At 67.8% G+C, this 17,366-nt stretch carries 13 protein-coding genes; 2 read left to right on the top strand and 11 right to left on the bottom strand.

Features of this window, described 5'->3' with window-relative positions:
* The first annotated feature begins 48 nt into the window (after nucleotides 1-48).
* Entirely contained in the window at nucleotides 49-1,695 is a 1,647-nt protein-coding gene (locus ACERNI_RS08360; protein WP_448832798.1) for an acyltransferase family protein, read from the top strand.
* A gap of 99 nt (nucleotides 1,696-1,794) precedes the next feature.
* Here ACERNI_RS08360 and ACERNI_RS08355 read toward each other — a convergent pair whose 3' ends face one another.
* A complete protein-coding gene (locus ACERNI_RS08355; protein WP_448832797.1) occupies nucleotides 1,795-2,544 on the bottom strand; it encodes a class I SAM-dependent methyltransferase in 750 nt (249 codons plus the stop codon).
* Nucleotides 2,545-2,715: 171 nt separating this feature from the next.
* Between ACERNI_RS08355 and gloB the strand changes: the two genes are divergently transcribed.
* The gene (gene gloB, locus ACERNI_RS08350; RefSeq protein WP_448832796.1) at nucleotides 2,716-3,483 is read left to right on the top strand and encodes a hydroxyacylglutathione hydrolase; all 768 of its coding nucleotides are present in this window, start codon (nucleotides 2,716-2,718) and stop codon (nucleotides 3,481-3,483) included.
* Between the two features lie 149 nt (nucleotides 3,484-3,632).
* Here the strand turns inward: gloB and ACERNI_RS08345 are convergent, their stop codons facing one another.
* The 10 genes from ACERNI_RS08345 to ACERNI_RS08300 form a co-directional block, all read right to left on the bottom strand.
* Nucleotides 3,633-4,070, bottom strand: a complete 438-nt coding sequence (locus tag ACERNI_RS08345) for a MaoC family dehydratase (RefSeq protein WP_448832795.1) — start codon at nucleotides 4,068-4,070, stop codon at nucleotides 3,633-3,635.
* Between the two features lie 227 nt (nucleotides 4,071-4,297).
* Nucleotides 4,298-7,102 carry a preprotein translocase subunit SecA gene (gene secA / locus ACERNI_RS08340; protein WP_448832794.1) on the bottom strand — a complete coding sequence of 935 codons (2,805 nt, stop codon included), beginning with the start codon at nucleotides 7,100-7,102 and terminating at the stop codon, nucleotides 4,298-4,300.
* A gap of 516 nt (nucleotides 7,103-7,618) precedes the next feature.
* Nucleotides 7,619-8,563 (bottom strand): ring-cleaving dioxygenase, encoded by a 945-nt coding sequence (locus tag ACERNI_RS08335; RefSeq protein WP_448832793.1) that lies wholly within the window; start codon nucleotides 8,561-8,563, stop codon nucleotides 7,619-7,621.
* Between the two features lie 146 nt (nucleotides 8,564-8,709).
* Entirely contained in the window at nucleotides 8,710-9,291 is a 582-nt protein-coding gene (locus ACERNI_RS08330; RefSeq protein WP_448832792.1) for an HNH endonuclease, read from the bottom strand.
* 596 nt (nucleotides 9,292-9,887) lie between these two features.
* On the bottom strand, nucleotides 9,888-10,769 hold the full coding sequence (locus ACERNI_RS08325) for a 3-hydroxybutyryl-CoA dehydrogenase (RefSeq protein WP_448832791.1): 882 nt from the start codon (nucleotides 10,767-10,769) through the stop codon (nucleotides 9,888-9,890).
* Between the two features lie 598 nt (nucleotides 10,770-11,367).
* Nucleotides 11,368-12,303: an electron transfer flavoprotein subunit alpha/FixB family protein gene (locus ACERNI_RS08320; protein ID WP_448832790.1), complete on the bottom strand. Its 936-nt coding sequence runs from the start codon at nucleotides 12,301-12,303 to the stop codon at nucleotides 11,368-11,370.
* Nucleotide 12,304: 1 nt separating this feature from the next.
* Nucleotides 12,305-13,054 (bottom strand): electron transfer flavoprotein subunit beta/FixA family protein, encoded by a 750-nt coding sequence (locus tag ACERNI_RS08315; protein WP_448832789.1) that lies wholly within the window; start codon nucleotides 13,052-13,054, stop codon nucleotides 12,305-12,307.
* Between the two features lie 339 nt (nucleotides 13,055-13,393).
* Nucleotides 13,394-13,975 carry a cob(I)yrinic acid a,c-diamide adenosyltransferase gene (locus tag ACERNI_RS08310; RefSeq protein ID WP_448832854.1) on the bottom strand — a complete coding sequence of 194 codons (582 nt, stop codon included), beginning with the start codon at nucleotides 13,973-13,975 and terminating at the stop codon, nucleotides 13,394-13,396.
* 106 nt (nucleotides 13,976-14,081) lie between these two features.
* On the bottom strand, nucleotides 14,082-14,270 hold the full coding sequence (locus tag ACERNI_RS08305) for a twin transmembrane helix small protein (RefSeq protein WP_448832788.1): 189 nt from the start codon (nucleotides 14,268-14,270) through the stop codon (nucleotides 14,082-14,084).
* Nucleotides 14,271-14,496: 226 nt separating this feature from the next.
* Nucleotides 14,497-17,220, bottom strand: a complete 2,724-nt coding sequence (locus ACERNI_RS08300) for a TIGR02302 family protein (RefSeq protein ID WP_448832787.1) — start codon at nucleotides 17,218-17,220, stop codon at nucleotides 14,497-14,499.
* Between the last annotated feature and the right edge of the window lie 146 nt (nucleotides 17,221-17,366).

Below are 17,366 nucleotides of genomic sequence, written 5' to 3'. Positions count from 1 at the left end.
CGCGGATGCAATGTTGTCCGCGTCGGGGAAGTTCCAGAAGCCTTCAGGATGAACAAGCCGGATACCGCTTTTTCGCGTGCGGCGTCAGCACGACCAGCGCCCGCGCCCGGGGCTGCCCTGCATCCCGCCGCCTCGCGCCGCGCCGCGCCGCGCCAGGGGGCTGGCCGCATCGATGGGCTGCAGTATCTGCGCGCCCTGGCGGCGCTTGCGGTCGTGGTTTATCACGCCGCGCAGTATGCCTCGCTGGATCTGGGCGCGCCCACCGATCTCAGCAGAATTGCGGCGCCATGGGCCGTCACCGGCGTCGCCATTTTCTTCGCGCTCTCCGGTTTCCTGATGGCGCGCATCGCGCCCGGCGCCGCGCCGGGCCGGTTCCTGCTGCACCGGCTGGCGCGGATCTATCCGATTTTTCTGGCGATCATCGCGACCTACGTGGCGTTGTCGCCGCTGCTTGCAGGCCAGTGGCGCACGCCGCGCCTGCTCGCCATCACGCTGGTTCCTGTCGGGGAGGTTGGCTGGACCCTCGGCGGGGTGGAATGGACGCTGCTGTTCGAAACCTCGTTTTACGTCAGCGTTTTCCTCGTGATTGCCGCAGGCCTGACGCGATGGATCACGCCGGTCGCCATTCTCTGGCTGCTGGTGATCGCCGCGCGCATGCTGCTCGCGCCCCATGCCGATGTCAGTCAGGCGCCGACGCTCATCAGCCTGCCGGTTGCCAGCGCCAACATCGCTTTCGCCTGCGGTCTGCTGGTTCCGGCGCTGACGCGGCGCCTGCGCGTGCATCCGCTGTTCATGCTGACGCCGCTCATTCCCATCAGTTGCTGGAGCCTGCTGGGCGAGCCGGAGTTTCGCGCCGCCGCTGGCGCGGCGGCGGCGGTCATGGTCGCCGGCTGCCTTGCCCTGCCGGCCTGGAAGGGCTGGCTGAACGCCGTCGGCCTGCGCCTTGGCGACGCCAGCTACGCGCTTTATCTCATTCATATTCCGCTAATCATCGCCATCATGCGCTGGGCGCCGCCGGGCATGGACTGGCGGCTTGTGTGGGCGCTGTGCGTTGTGCTGTGCACCCTGGCGGCGTTGCCGTTCGGCTGGCTCGATCTGAAGCTCTACCGGCGTCTGCGCCAGCGCATTGAGGGGCTCGCCGAGGCGCAGGCCCTGCGGCTCGCCTGGGCTTACGTCGCGATTTTCTTCGCCCTTGGGGCCATGGGCGCTGTCATGGCCGCGATCGACCAGCGTCAGGGGGCCCGCGCCGCCACAGCCCTGGAGGCATTTTCCAACCATGGCGCCGTGACGGGCGATCCGTCTGCGGCGGCGATCAATGCGCGCCTCGCCGCCGCAGACCGGGCCTTCGTCTCGCCGCGCGGCGGGATCGACCAGAGCCAGCGCCTGCCGGACGGCAGGGTCGCCGTTCAGGGTTGGGCTATTGATCTGGCCGCGCCTGGCCACAGGGCGTGGATCGGCGTGTTCTGCGACGGGCGTCAGGTCGGCTGGGCCGAGCGCACCCGCCTGCGCCCGGCTGAAGCGATGCGGCTGGCGACGGAAGCCGGGCTGCCAGATCCGCGCAAGTTCATGAAGCTCCGCTTTGGCTTCGTGGTGGCAACCGAACCACATGCCTGCCCCGCAGGCGCCTTCCTGACGCTGGTGGCGGCAGACACGCGCGGACGCGCCCTGGCGTTGCCGCAGACCACGGCCCCGTAGGCTGGCTCAGGCGGGAGGCGCAGGTTTGCCCGGCCAGGCGCCGCTCCCGCCGGCCCGGTATTTTCCTGATCGCCCTGATCGCCCTGGCCGCAAGGCGCGCTAACGCAGCCGGGTGTCAGCCTCGCTGGAAAATGCCCGTGGGGCCAGCACCGGCTGGAAGCGCACGACCCGCTGCTGGCGCGTCACGGCTACGGGCCGGTGCAATTGCTTGCTGGCTTCCACCACGTGCACGCCGGCGAACGGCAGGCCGAGGCCGCCACAGACCTTCTCCCACCCCGCCGCCGAGCGCAGCATCAGGCGGTCGCGAAATGGCGGCATATACAGCGTGTCCAGCCAGTGCTCGGGCGAGAACAGCGCTTGCCGGAGCAGATTGCGCAACTGGGCGCGGCTCCAGGGCTGGCCGTGGCCGAAGGGCGTGCTGTCGCTGCGGGCCCAGGCGCCGCGCCGGTTCGGCGCCACCAGCATCAGCCGGCCGCCCGGGCTGAGCACCCGCCAGATCTCCGACAGCACGTCGGTTGGAGAATCTGCGTGCTCAAGGGCGTGGACCAGCAGCACCCGGTCATAGGCGGCGTCCGGCAGGGGCAACATGGCCGCGTCCACCAGAGCAGAGGCGCTGAGGCCGGTCGCCGGCCAGTTCACCACGCCCTGGGCCGCCGGCATGAAGGCCGCCACCCGCTCCGCGCCATTGCCCACCAGGGCGAGGTATGGCGTGGCGTAGCCAATGCCCAGCACCCGCAAGCCGCGCGCCGATGGCCACAGCGCCGCCGCCGCGCGGCCAATGATCTGGCAGGCGGCGCGGCCGGTCGCGGTGGCGTAGAAGGCCCGCAGGTCAACCACGTCTATCGGCATGTCGCCTCCATTCAAACCTGCGCTGGGGGTGGATTCAACATCCCCATGTGGTGATATCGCGCCATTTATGGGCGCGCGGGCGTTGACGGCGCGCGCCTTCGCGGTCACCTGTTAACCATACCGGAAGTTTGCCTGCTTTCGCAGGGCGCAACTGACAAGCGAGAGATCTGCATGCCAGCCGAATTCCACGTTTTCCCCTGCCTGTCCGATAATATCGGCGTTCTGATGCGCGACAAGGAGACGGGCGCCTGCGCTTCCATCGACGCGCCGGAAGCGGAGCCGATTCTCGCGGCGCTGGAACAGACCGGCTGGAAACTCACCGACATCCTGGTCACCCACAAGCATCCCGACCATGTCGCCGGCGTCGCCGAACTGAAGGAGCGCTTTGGCGCCCGCGTTGTCGCGCCGGTGCGCGAAGCGGAGTTCGTGCCCGAGGCCGACCTGTTCGTGAACCAGGGCGATACGGTGATGGTGGGTTCGCTGTCCGGAGCGGTGCTGTTCACGCCCGGGCACACCGCCGGGCATATTTCCTATTACTTTGCTGGCGCCCACGCCCTGTTCGCCGGCGACACGCTGTTTGCTCTTGGTTGCGGCCGCCTGCTGGAAGGCTCGCCGGAGGACATGTGGCGCTCGCTGCAGAAGCTCGTGGCGTTGCCTGACGACACGCAGTTGTTCTGTGGCCACGAGTACACGCTGTCGAACGCCCGTTTCGCCCTGGCGGTCGACCCGGACAACGCCGCGCTGAAACTGCGCGCCGCCGTGGTGGAGGGCCAGCGCGCCGATGGCCAGCTGACCGTGCCGTCGCTATTGCGCGATGAGAAGACCACCAACCCGTTCCTGCGCGCCGACCAGCCAGCGCTGGCCGCTTCGGTCGATCTCGACGGTTCTGATCCGGTCGCCGTGTTCGCCGCCCTGCGCGAGTGGAAGAACAATTTTTGACGCCAGCGGACGCGCCTTGCCGGCGCGTCCGCTGCCCGCGCGCCTTTTTGTTATCGCGCCGCCTGTTGTCGCGCTCGTCGCCATGACGGGCGCCTGCGCTGCAAACATGCGCGGTGGTCTGCCGTCTCCGCTGGCTGGCCGCGCCGGTTTCAGTCGCCGAAGCTGAGCATGGCCATCCGGCCGGTCAGCACCACCACGCCGGCGTCCTCATCGACGATCTGGCCTTCGAGCCGCACGACATGCCCCCGGCTTTTCGGTTCGATCGCGGTCACCTCCCATTCAAGGCGCAGCCGGTGATTGGCCAGGCAAGGCGCCTTGAACTGCACGGCGTAGTCCACCCCCACATAGCCGCGCGCCAGATCCGGCTGCTCCCGCGTTGCTGGCCAGCCCTGGCTCACCGCGCCGGCCAGCAGGGCCGAGGTGTGGGCGCCGCTGGCGAACAGGCCGCCGAAGCGGGTGCGGGCGGCGAACTCCTCGTCATGATGCACCGGATTAAAATCGCCCACGAGGGTGGCGCCAGCGCGGATGGCGTCGACGTCCAGCGTCAGCCAGCTCTGCGTGCGCGCACCCACCTGAAACATAACCATTCCTGCCTCCCGCCGTTTCCAATTCTTGCGTTTCTGGTTTTGGAGCGCTTTCCGGTCTGCCGGTAACGGCTGATCCATCAAAATTCGCTCAAACAAGGAGAATTCTGGCCGCTTGCGATCCGGGTTGAGCGGAAACGGCTGCAAGGCGCGGGCTGGGGCCGGGCGCGCTCATGGAAAAGGCGGCCCGTTTGCCGGGCCGCCTCGCATCGGTTCATCCGCGGTTCGCCTCAGGAGAGCTGGCCGTGGCAGTGCTTGTACTTCTTGCCGGAGCCGCAGGGGCAGGGGTCGTTGCGGCCAACGCGGCCCCAGGTGGCGGGGTCGTTGGGGTCGCGGGCGCCGCCGCTCTCCTGGGCCGGCTGGACCGGCTGGGGCAGGTAGCCGGCGGTGATGAAGTCCTGGCTGACGTTGAAATCATCCTGGCCGGTGAGCGGGTCGAGATGATGCCCTTCCATCGGCGGCAGCGACGGTTCCGGCGGCGCCTCGAACATCACTTCCACGCGCATCAGCTGGGCGGTGACCTGCTCGCGCAGGCTGACGATCAGCTGGTCAAACAGCTGGAAGGCTTCCGCCTTGTATTCGTTGAGCGGATCGCGCTGGGCGAGGCCGCGCCAGCCGATGACCTGACGCAGGTGATCGAGGGTCACCAGGTGCTCGCGCCACAGGTGGTCGAGCGACTGCAACAGCACCTGCTTCTCGATGTAGGTCATCAACTCGGGCGAGTTCTTCTCGATCCGCGCCGCATAGGCCTCGTCCGCGGCCTTGTGCAGGCGCTCGCGGATTTCCTCGTCGGCGATGCCCTCTTCCTTCGCCCAGTCCTCGACCGGCAGGTCGAGATTGAGCCAGCGCTCCACGCCTTCCTTCAGGCCGGCGACGTTCCACTGCTCCGGATAGGCATCGGCCGGAATGTTGCTGGCGACCACGTCCTCAACCGTCGATTCGCGCATTTCGTCGATGGTTTCGCGGACGCTTTCGGCGCCCATGAAATCGCGGCGCTGCTCGAACACGACCTTGCGCTGGTCGTTCATGACGTTGTCGTATTTGAGAATGTTCTTGCGCGTGTCGTAGTTGCGCGCTTCCACCTTGCCCTGGGCCTTGGCGATGGCCTTGTTGATCCAGGGGTGGAAGATGGCCTCGCCGTCCTTCAGGCCAAGGCGCTGCAGCATGCCGTCCATGCGGTCAGAGCCGAAAATGCGCATCAGCTCGTCCTGCAGCGACAGGAAGAAGCGCGACAGGCCCGGGTCGCCCTGACGGCCCGAGCGGCCGCGCAGCTGGTTGTCGATGCGGCGGCTTTCGTGGCGCTCGGTGCCGAGCACGTAAAGGCCGCCGGCGGCCAGCGCCTTCTGCTTCAGCTGGGCGACTTCCGCGCGGATTTCGTCCTCACGGGCGGTCCGCGCCGGGCCTTCCTCCATGTCGCCCAGCTCATAGGCGATGCGCATGTCGGCGTTGCCGCCGAGCTGGATGTCGGTGCCGCGACCGGCCATGTTGGTGGCGAGGGTGATGGCGCCCGGCACGCCCGCCTGGGCGACGATGAACGCCTCCTGCTCGTGGAAGCGGGCGTTCAGCACCGCGAACTGCTTCGACGGCTTGCCGGCGCGGGCGCCTTCGAACAGCGGATCCAGCACGCGCGGATTGCTGAAATCCATCATGCGCAGGCCCTGCTCCTCAAGGAAGGCGGCCAGCAGCTCGGACTTCTCGATGGAGGTGGTGCCCACCAGGACCGGCTGGCCGCGCTCCTGCGCCTCGGCGATCTCGGCGGCGATGGCCTGGAATTTCTCGCGCTCGGTGCGGTAGACGGCGTCGTCCTCGTCAACGCGCTGCACCGGCAGGTTGGTGGGGATCTCCACAACCAGCAGGTTATAGATGTCGAGAAACTCGTCGGCCTCGGTGCCGGCGGTGCCGGTCATGCCCGAGAGCTTCTTGTACAGGCGGAAATAGTTCTGGAAGGTGATCGAGGCCAGCGTCTGGTTCTCGGGCTGCACCTGCACGCCTTCGCGGGCTTCCAGCGCCTGGTGCAGTCCTTCAGAATAACGCCGTCCCTGCATCATGCGGCCGGTGAACTCGTCGATGATGACGACTTCGCCGTCCTTGACGATGTAATCCTTGTCGCGGGTGAACAGGGTGTGGGCGCGCAGGGCCTGGTTCACATGATGCACCAGGGTGGCGTTGGCGGCGTCATAGAGGCTGCCTTCCTGCATCAGGCCGGCTTCGCGCAGCAATTCCTCGATGCGCTCGTTGCCCTCTTCGGTCAGCGATACGGAGCGCTGCTTTTCGTCCAGGTCGTAGTGCTCTTTGGTCAGATGCGGGATCAGCCTGTCGATCTGGTTGTACAGATCGGAGCGGTCTTCCAGCGGGCCTGAAATGATCAACGGCGTGCGGGCTTCGTCGATCAGGATCGAGTCGACCTCGTCGACCACCGCGAAGGCATGCCCGCGCTGCGTCATCTGCGCGATGTCATACTTCATGTTGTCGCGCAGGTAGTCGAAGCCGAATTCGTTGTTGGTGCCGTAGGTGATGTCGCAGGCATAGGCGGCGCGGCGCTCATCGTCGTCCAGTCCATGGACAATGACGCCGACGCTGAGGCCAAGGAAATTGTACAGCCGGCCCATCCAGGCGGAGTCGCGGCTGGCGAGGTAATCGTTGACGGTGACGTTGTGGACGCCGTCGCCGGGCAGGGCGTTGAGATAGGTGGCGAGCGTCGCCACAAGGGTCTTGCCCTCGCCGGTCTTCATCTCGGCGATGGACCCATCGTGCAGCACCATGCCGCCAACCAGCTGCACGTCGAAGTGGCGCTGGCCAAGCACGCGCTTGCCGGCTTCCCGCACCACGGCGAAGGCTTCTTCCAGCAGGTCGTCCAGGGTCTCGCCGGCGGCCAGACGGGCGCGGAAATCGTCAGTCTTCTGGCGGAGCTGGTCGTCCGTCAGCTTCACCATCTCGGGCTCGAGCGCGTTGATGCGCTTGACCCGGGCCTGATAACCCTTGACCCGACGGTCGTTGACCGAACCAAACAGTTTCTTCGCGAGTGCGCCGAACATCGAAGACCTTTCGGACTGGCGGACCGCCACAGAGAGGCGTGCGCCGCCCTGTAAATCAGGGCGTCGCGAACAAGTCCACCGGAAACGTCCGCCGGCGGCCATGCGGCGCCGGCGTCCTGAAACATATCAATCCGCCCTCCGGGTGGGGGGCGGCCCGGATTGCGTCACACAGTAATGGTCGCAATCCAGAACTGGCGCATGTCCCGGAAATGGCGCCATCTGCCGATGGCATGCGCCTCAAGTCATTGCGCGCGCTTCATTATCTGAGGGCGCTGCGTTCGCCGGACAACAACCGGCGATCGCACCCGAAGCGCGGCGTTCGCCGCAGATGGCGCATGCTTTTCAAGCGCCCACATAAGTATTGCGCCGCCAGTATTCAACCGGCGGCGCAATGCCTTGTGGAGCAGGCTACCTATAGCAGGTTCGGGCTTTTCCGGCAAAACCCGCGGCCCGCGACCTGCAAGACCTGGACGCCCTGTCAGGAAGCCCATGTGCCGGATGCGCCGGCTTCCCGCGTCAGTCCACCGGCTTCAGCCCGGCCTCGATCTCCGCCCGGCGCGGCTCGAGGAACGGTGGCAGCGAAACGCTTTCACCCAGGGTTTCCAGGGGTTCGTCCACCGCGAAACCGGGTCCGTCCGTGGCGATCTCGAACAGGATGCCATTGGGCTCGCGGAAGTAGAGGCTCTGGAAGTAGTAGCGCTCGACCTCGCCGCTGTTGGGAATGCGCAGATCCTTCAGCCGCGCCGCCCAGGCGTGATACTGCTCCGGGTCCGGCGTGCGGAAGGCGACGTGATGCACGGCGCCCGCGCCCTGCCGCGCCCGGGGCTGGCCAGAGGCGTCGACCACATGCACCTCGGCGCCGGCGCCGCCTTCGCCCATGGTCCAGACCCGCACCGCGCCGTTGACGGCGTCGGCGTAATCGCGGGCGAAGCGCATGTTCATCACCCGCTCCAGCACCATCTCCAGCATGGCGACGTCGCGCACCGCCAGGGTGATGGGGCCGAGGCCGCGAATCTGCCGCTCTGCCGGCACGGAGCTGCGGTCCCAGACGTGGGCCTCTCCTTCACCGCCGTCATCAATGAGCGCCAGACGCTGCCCCTCCGCGTCCTGGAAGTCGAGCGTCAGGCGGCCGTCGCGGGTGATGATCTCGCCATGGCTGACGCCGAGATCAGCGAACCGCTGCTTCCACCAGGCCAGGGTATCGGCGCCGGCGACGCGCAGGCCCGTGCGGATGACGCTGTCGGCGCCGCGCTGTTCAGGCGCGGCCGGCCAGTCGAAAAAGGTGAGATCGGTGCCTGGCGCGGCTTCGCCGTCGGCGTAAAACAGGTGCCAGGCGCTGACGTCGTCCTGGTTCACCGTGCGCTTGACGAGGCGCATGCCCAGCGTGCGGGTGTAGAAATGATGGTTGTCGCGCGCCTTTGCGGTGATGGCGGTGACGTGGTGGATGCCAGTGAGCTGCATGGCGCCCTCCTTCTCCGGCGCGGCCGGCTGTGGTGATTGCGTGGCCACAAGCTGATGTGTCCCGCCGCGCAAATCCAGATACACCGTCGCATGCGCTGAATTGCAAATTTGCAATCAAGGCGGATGGAGCCCTGGCCCCGCCGCCATCACGGCTCCAGCTCCGTGTCCCAATAGAGATAGTCCAGCCAGCTTTCGTGCAAATAGTTGGGCGGGAAGTTGCGGCCAGCCTCGTGCAGGTCGAAGACGCCCGGCCGCGCCGGCGCCCGGGCCGGAATCATGCCGATGTCCCTGGGCATGTGGTCGGCCTTGCGCAGGTTGCACGGGGCGCAGGCGGTGACGACATTGTCCCAGGTGGTCTGGCCGCCGCGCGAGCGCGGGATCAGGTGATCGAAGGTCAGGTCCGAGCGCGCGCCGCAATACTGGCAGGTGAAGCGGTCGCGCAGGAACACGTTGAAGCGGGTGAACGCCGGCTCGCGGCTTGGCCGCACATAGCTTTTCAGCGACACCACGGAGGGCAGCTGCATCTCGAAGCCCGGGCTGCGGGCGACGACGTCATAGGTCGAGATGATGTTGACCCGGTCGAGAAACACTGCCCGGATGGCGTCCTGCCACGACCACAGCGACAGGGGATAGTAGCTGAGCGGCTTGAAGTCCGCGTTCAACACCAGCGCCGGGCAGTTCTCCGGGCTGCGGCCTGGGTTGGCGCGAAACGGTGTCCGGACTCGCATGTGAAATGTCACTGACGCGATCTCCCGCAGGAGAGCAGGCGCCAGTCGGCATCAGGCTCCGGGTGGCGACCCGTTCTCGGTCCAGACGGGCCCTGACCGTCACGTCGTCGCCGCGCCCGCCATCGCCAGCAGGCGCTGTTCCGCCGTCACGATGACCGGCATGCGGGTGCGGAGCCGTTAACAGGAAAACGCGTCAACAGCCCGAGGGCCACATCAACCGGCCGCGCGCTCCGCCCGACGTGGAGCGCCTGGGAGCCTGCGTCCGGCTGCTGTCCCAAAAACGCGGGACGCCAGCCAGCGACAGGTGATTCCCTCGACCCTTCGCTGCAGGATGACGCTGTTCCACGACAATCGCATGATGCCGGATGCGGGCGGCGCGCCGGCGTGCGGGGCGCGGAGCAGCAGACTTGCGAATCCACACCAGTTCGCGCCAGACGGGCGCGGCAACCCATGGCGGACCGCAAGGCCGGGCGTAGCCTACACGCGGCGACGGCGGTTTGTGAAGCGTTGCAGCGTCACGATGACAAAAGCCCCCGCGAGGGCGGGGGCCGGGCATCAGGCTGGCAACATTGCGCTGGTAGATCGCGCTGGTGGACTCAGCGCGTCGGCAGCGGCTTTTCGCCACGATAGTCATAGAAGCCGCGCTGGGTTTTGCGGCCCAGCCAGCCGGCCTCGACATATTTCACCAGCAGCGGGCAGGGGCGGTATTTCGAATCGGCCAGGCCCTCGTGCAGCACCTGCATCACCGAGAGGCAGACATCGAGGCCGATGAAATCGGCGAGTTGCAGCGGGCCCATCGGATGGTTGGCGCCCAGCCGCATGGCGGTGTCGATCGAATCGACCGAGCCGACGCCCTCGTACAGCGTGTAGATCGCCTCGTTCACCATCGGCAACAGGATGCGGTTGACGATGAAGGCCGGGAAATCCTCGGCGATGGTGATGGTCTTGTTGAGGGCGCGGATAAAATCCTTGGCCTGCTCAAAGGTCGTGTCTTCGGTGGCGATGCCGCGGATCAGCTCGACCAGCTGCATCATCGGCACCGGGTTCATGAAGTGCATGCCGATGAAGCGCTCGGGCCGGTCGGTGGAGGCGGCGAGGCGGGTGATCGAAATCGACGACGTGTTGGAGGCAAGCAGGGCGTCGGGACGCAGCACCGGGCAAACGTCGCTGAAAATCTTGCGCTTGGTTTCCTCGTGTTCCGTCGCCGCCTCAATGACCAGGTCGCATTCCGACAGGTCGCTGAAGGTGAGCGCCGGGGTGATGCGGGCGATCGAGGCCTGGCGATCAGCCTCATCAAGCTGGCCGCGCGCCACCTGACGGGCGAGGTTGCCATTGATGGTGGCGAGGGCCGAATTGAGCCGCTCCTCGCTCAGATCATTCAGCCGGACGTCGAAACCGGAGGCCGCGCATACATGGGCGATGCCGTTGCCCATCTGACCCGCGCCAATGATGCCAACTTTCCTGATTGCGATCGCCATGTCTTTGCCACCTGAGAGTGAATCGTGCGTGCGGCCGCGAGGGCGCCGTTGAGCGTTTCTCTGGTCCGGTGGACGCCACCTCGCGCGAAGAAACTGCGTCAATGCAAAAAGATAGAGCAGAAATCCGGTTCAGCCTGACGGACCCTGCCCTGGCGGCCCGGCGCGCCGCAGTCGCCAGAACCCGGCGCGTACTTTAGCGATGTTGCCCTGCTTTGGACAGGGTCTAACCGTTGCCCTGCAATGGCGGCGCGCGGCGGGGGGCAGGATGCGCCCCGAAGATCCGATTATGCATGATAAATGCTGTGATATCAACGTGTTGCAGTAATTGCGGTCTGCGTCGGCCCAGAGAGCAGGGCGCTGGCGCGGCGGGCGTCGCCGCCGGATGCCCCAGGCAAATTGTCGCAATGCCTTGATGCAACAATCCGGGCGGCTCCAGCGGCGATCCGCCGGCTGGAACCTTTTCTTTTGGACGGAATCTGGTCGGCCCGGCGATTCCAGCTGATCGGAAAGCGCTCTGGTCGGCCATGAAAAAGGGCGGCGCATCGCTGCGCCGCCCCAGGAATTCATGCGCGCAAACCCGGCGGGCCTGTTCGCCGGCTTACTTGCCGAGCGCCGCCTGCAGTTCCGGCAGCAGGGTGAACAGGTCGCCGACGAGGCCGTAATCCGCCACCTGGAAGATCGGGGCTTCTTCGTCCTTGTTGATGGCGACGATCACGCGGCTGTCCTTCATGCCAGCGAGATGCTGGATGGCGCCCGAGATGCCAACGGCGATGTAGAGCTGCGGGGCGACGACCTTGCCGGTCTGTCCGACCTGCAGGTCGTTCGGCGCGTAGCCGGCGTCGACAGCGGCGCGCGAGGCGCCCATGGCGGCGCCGAGCGCGTCAGCGACCGGCTCGATGTACTTGGTGAAGTTCTCGGCCGAACCGAGCGCGCGACCACCGGAGACGATGATCTTGGCCGAGGCCAGCTCCGGACGGTCGGACTTCGACAGCTCTTCGCCCTTGAACGACGACACGGCCGGATCAGCGGCGGCGGCGACGTTTTCGATGGCGGCCGAACCACCCTCGCCACCGCTCTGGAAGGCGGCGGTGCGGACGGTGATGACCTTCTTGCCGTCGGTCGACTGCACGGTCTGGATGGCGTTGCCGGCGTAGATCGGACGCTCGAAGGTGTCGGCGGAGATGACCTTGGTCACTTCCGAAATCTGCATGACGTCGAGCTGGGCGGCGACGCGCGGCAGGATGTTCTTGCCGTTGGCGGTGGCCGGAGCGACGATCGCGTCATAGGCGCCAGCCAGCGACACCACCAGCGCGGCGACCGGCTCGGCCAGGGCGTTGGCGTAAGCGGCGTTGTCGGCCACCAGCACCTTGTCGACGCCAGCCAGCTTTGCGGCCTGCTCGGCCACGGCGCGGGCGCCCGAACCGGCGACCAGCACATGCACCGGGCCGCCGAGGCCCTTCGCGGCGGCCACGGCCTTGGCGGTGGCGTCGTTGAGGGCGGAGTTGTTGTGTTCAGCCAGAAGCAGGGTGGTCATATCAGAGAACTCCAGCTTCGTTCTTGAGTTTCGACACGAGTTCCTCAACCGAGGCGACCTTGACGCCAGCCGAACGCTTCGGCGGCTCGACGGTCGAGAGAACCTTCAGGCGCGGAGCCACGTCGACGCCGAGCGTCTCCGGAGAGGTTTCGTCCAGCGGCTTCTTCTTCGCCTTCATGATGTTCGGCAGCGACGCGTAGCGCGGCTCGTTCAGACGCAGGTCGGTCGTCACGATGGCCGGCAGCTTCAGCTCAACGGTCTGCAGGCCGCCGTCGATCTCGCGGGTGACCGAGAGCTGTTCGCCAGCGACTTCGATCTTCGAGGCGAAGGTGCCCTGGGCCCAGCCGAGCAAAGCGGCGAGCATCTGGCCGGTCTGGTTGCTGTCGTCGTCGATGGCCTGCTTGCCGAGGATGACGAGGCCCGGGTTTTCGGTCTCGATCACCTTCTTCAGCAGCTTGGCGACGCCGAGCGGCTCGACGTTGGCGTCGGTCTTCACCAGAACGCCGCGGTCAGCGCCCATGGCGAGCGCGGTGCGGATGGTCTCGCTGGCCTGCTGGGGGCCGATGGAGACAACGACGATCTCGGTGGCGACGCCCTTTTCCTTCAGGCGGATCGCCTCTTCGACGGCGATCTCGTCGAAGGGGTTCATCGACATCTTGACGTTGGCGAGTTCCACGCCGGAGCCGTCCTGTTTGACGCGGATCTTGACGTTGTAGTCGACGACCCGCTTGACGGGCACGAGAATCTTCATACCGGCTTCCCTTCAAGCACGAACGGGGCAGGAGAGCGGCCAGTCCCCGCGCGTGCGCGCATTCCCGACAGTCGTCTCCCGATGGGGGCGGAACCTGGCGGCGCCGCCGTCTGTTGTCAACGTATCCATGCAGCCCTTTTCGCGCGCCTTTCGACGCTCCTGGCCGCATTGCCTGCCGGAACAGGCGCTCAGGCGCGAAGCCTGGAAACGCTCCAGATTGCCATGTCCGCTCCGAAGCGTCGGCGCCACACCAGTTTCACCGGCTTTTTCGGGCGCGCCGCAGGTCCGCCGGACGCGCAGCGCCGCCTTCCGGCGCCGGTTTCGGCAAATGGTCGAATGTCAGCGGTTTTGGCCTGGAGTCCAGAGCACGTCGGCCGCGCCCCGGTCATTGAGCCAGCGGGCGGCGACGAAAAAGAAGTCCGACAGACGGTTGAGATATTTGATGGCCGCCGGCGAGACGATCTCGTCCTCGCGGGCGTCGAGGGCCACAACCAGACGTTCGGCGCGGCGGCAAACCGTGCGCGACACGTGCAGGGCGGCGGCGGCGGGTGAGCCGCCAGGCAGGACGAAAGAACGCAGGGGCGACAGGTCGGCGTTCAACTGGTCGATCTCGTTCTCCAGCCGCGTCACCTGGGAATCGGCGATGCGCAGCGGCTCGTATTTCATAGGCTTGCCGGTTTCCGGCGTGGCCAGATCGGCGCCCAGGTCGAACAGATCGTTCTGGATGCGGGCCAGCATGGCGTCGACCGGCCCCTCCAGCGTTGCGGTCGAAAGCCGCGCCACGCCGACGGTGGCGTTGGTTTCGTCCACCGTGCCATAGGCCTCGATGCGCAGGTCATGCTTGGGACGGCGCTCGCCGGTGACCAGGCCGGTGGAGCCCTTGTCGCCGGTGCGGGTGTAGATGCGGTTCAGCGCGACCATGATCGTCCTGTCCAGTTTGATCCGGTTGGGGGCGACCATGTCCGGCCGCCAGGATGCGAAGAGACGAAACGGCGCCCACCTTGCAGGAGGTCGCCAGCCCGTCGGTTCAGAGCGCCCGCCACCACAGCACGCCCATGGCGATGAGGATGGCGACGAACTGCAGCAGCACGCGCATGCGCATCAGTTTCTGGGACCGCTCCGGGCTGCCGCCGCGCATCATGTTATAGAGGCCCATGGCCAGCACCAGCGCGACCGCCGCCACGGCGACGCCGACCAGCCAGTTTGACGCGTCCATTCCTCTTCTCCCGCCTGACATCAGGCAAAACCCTGTCGCACCGACATGGAGTTTCGCCTGGTAATTGACCTTGCCGCTATTCCGGCGCCGGATCGCGCTCCAGATCGCCTGCCATCACGCCTGTGATGACGCGCCGTTCTGGCCAGCCCGTTTTGACCGATGTTCGCCTTGTCTGGGCGCCCGTCCTGGCTGGCCCCCGTTCTGGCTGGCCCCGTCCGCCGCCGTATTAGCGGGGACCGAGCAATCTCTCCAGATAGTCCAGCTCTTCCCGTGAGCGTTCGCTGTCGCCGAGCCGCCGCCGCAGTTCGTCGAGAATGCGCCGCGCCCGGGCGCCGGCGGCTTCGCCTGGCTCGCCGCTCTCCATCTGCCCGGCGCCGCGATCCTGGCCGCGTAGCGGGCGCCCCAGCGGGTCCGTTTCCGCCGCGCCGCCATTGGCGCCGCGCGCGCCCGGCTGCGCGCCGTCGCTGTCTTCGCCCTGTCCGCGTCCCTTGCCGTCCGCCTCCGCCATCTGCCGGGCCAGGTCCTGGGCGCCGCGGCGCATCTGGTCCAGGGCGCGGCCCTGGGAATCAACCGCTTCGCCGGGGCTCTCGCGCTCCAGCGCCTCGCCGGCGCCGCGCATTTCACGATCGGCGTCGCCAAAGCCCTTGCCGGTTTCCGCGCCATCGCGCTTCAGCTGCTGCTGAAGCTCATCAAGCTTGCGGCGCAGGGCCTCCTGGCGCTGGCGCAGGTCGCCGGGGCTGGCGTTGGCATCGGCATTGGGCCTGGCGCCCGGCTGCGCGCCGCGACCCGCGCCATTCTGGCCCTGTTGGCCCTGATTTGGGCGCTCGCCCCGTCCCGTTCCATCGCGTCCGCCCGGCTGGCCCTGGCGCCCGTCTTCACCGGGGCCGTCCTGTCCCTCGCCGTCCTGTCCCTCGCCGTCTTGCTCCTGCTGGCCCTGGCGGAAGGTTTCGTCACGCAGCGCCTGCTGTTCGCGCATCAATTCATCGAGATCGCCAAGCGCCTTGCCGAGCCGGCGTCCGGCTTCGCCCTGGGCGCCCTGATCGCCGCCCTGCTGCCCCCCCTGGCCGCCGCCCTGGGATGGGCTGGCGGTGCGCAAGTTCTCCATGAGTTGCCGCAGACGGTCGAGCAGGCGCGCGGCTTCCTCCCGCTGTCCCAGGCGGGTCAGTTCCTCGATCCGGTCGAGCAGCTTCTGCAGGTCGTCCTGGGTGATGGTCTGGGCGTTGGGGTCGCCTTGCTGCTGCGGCCGCGACCGCGCCTGCCGGCCCATCTCGGCCACATAGCGGTCCATGGCCCGGCGTAATTCCTGCGACAGGCGGCGGATCTCGTCCTCGCCGGCGCCGCGCTCGATGGCGTCGCGCAGCGCCTGCTGGGCCTGGCGGAGCTGCTTCTCCGCGTCCGACAGGTCGCCATCCTCGATCACCAGCGCCAGCTGCCAGAGCTGTTCGGCCACATCGATCAGGGCCGGGTCGCCATCGGCGTGGCGCAGCTGCTCCGCCACCTGGCGCAGGCCGAGATAGATGCCCGATCGCGGCGTGAACAGCTCCGGCGCGATCAGCAGCGCGTCCAGCGCCGTCTGCACGCGCTTGCGGACATCGGGGGTGAGAATCAGGTCGCGCCGCTGCTCGACCAGCGCGCGCGCCAGCGGATCGGCGAAGGTGCGCTCCGGCAGGGTGAGCGTCACCGTCTCGCTGCGCCCCTCCTGGCCTGCGTCGTCCTTCACCACCAGGGTCAGGGACACACTGGCGCCGGCCCAGGGGTGAGAGGCCAGCTCCGCCACCGTGCGCAATTCCGCGCCATCGCCCGGGTTGGCCGGCAGGTTGAGGGGGATGTCCGGCGGCGCCGCCAGACTGCGGCCTTCGCCGCCGCCGGCGCGCTTCACCTCGGCGTGGCCGGAGGCGAGGCCGTAATCGTCCGTCGCCGTATAGGTGAGGGTGAGCGAGCCGCGGGCGCCGCCGGCGGGTATGCCCTTGAGCGCCACCTTCGGCGGCTGGTCCGGAATGGCCTGGAAGCGGACCACATGCGCGCCGCCGCCGGCGCGAATGGCGGCTTCGCCGTCGCCGGTGATCCTGTAGCGCACGCGCTGCAGCCCGGCCGGCGGCGCATCGCCCGCGTCGCTGGCCACTGGCGCGAGGCCGGAGCCGGCGTTGACCGTGAGACCGTCGCCGCCCGCGGCCTGCACCACAAGAATGCTGTTGACGGGAACCCGCACCGGCCCGGCTTGCGGGGCGTCGGAAGCCAGATCGAGCATGACCGGCGGGCGGCGGGTGTAACGCGGCGGGTCGATCCAGCCGTCGAGCCGGCGCGCGTTCTCCGCCGCCAGGTCGAGGCTCCAGTTCCAGGCGAAGCCGGAGGCCAGGCGTCCGCGCCAGTCCGGCCCGGCGACAAAGGCGGCGGTGACCAGGGCGAGCACCGGAATGGCGCGCAGGGCCCGCCGGTCATGGTCTGCCATGCGCACCGTCGGGGTAGGCAGGCGCAAGGCGGCCAGCCGCCGCTCCAGCATGGCCTGGTGGCGACGCCACAACGCCTGGGACGTGGGATCGGCGAGGCCCGTGGCCTGGGAGTCGGCATAGGCCGAGGCGATGCGGGCGGACGCCAGGCTCGCGCCGGATGCATCGCGCGCCGACCGGTCGAGGCGCGCCAGGGCTTCGTCACGCCCGGGCCAGCGCAGGCGGGTCAGCGGCCACAGGGCCGCGACGGCGGCGATGGCAAAGCCAGAGCGCAGGACATGGGCGAGGGCCGGCGGCGCGGCCGTCCACAGGCCGGCGAGAGTGGCGGCGAGATACAGCAGGACGACGCCGGCAAGCGGCCACAACGCCGGCCACAGCCGCTCCCAGAACAGCGCCGCCTGGGCGAGGCGCGTCAGGCGCTTCAGCCGCAGGTCGCTGCGTCTGGACGTGGCTGTCGCGCCGGGCGCGTCAGCGCGCGGCCCGGATGGCGGCGTTGCTGTCATCCATGTCTCCGCGCGACGGCTGGCGTCGCGCTCTGTCTGGTCCGGATCAGAACCCCACTGTCGGCGATGAACAGGGCGGGGCCATGACCGCTGGCGGCAGCGCAACAATCGGCGACGGAAGCGATTGTTGCAATGTCCGCATCATG

The sequence above is a fragment of the Camelimonas sp. ID_303_24 genome (assembly GCF_053543495.1).
Note: the sequence above shows the minus strand (reverse complement) of the source record. Positions and strands in the feature narration are given on the sequence as shown.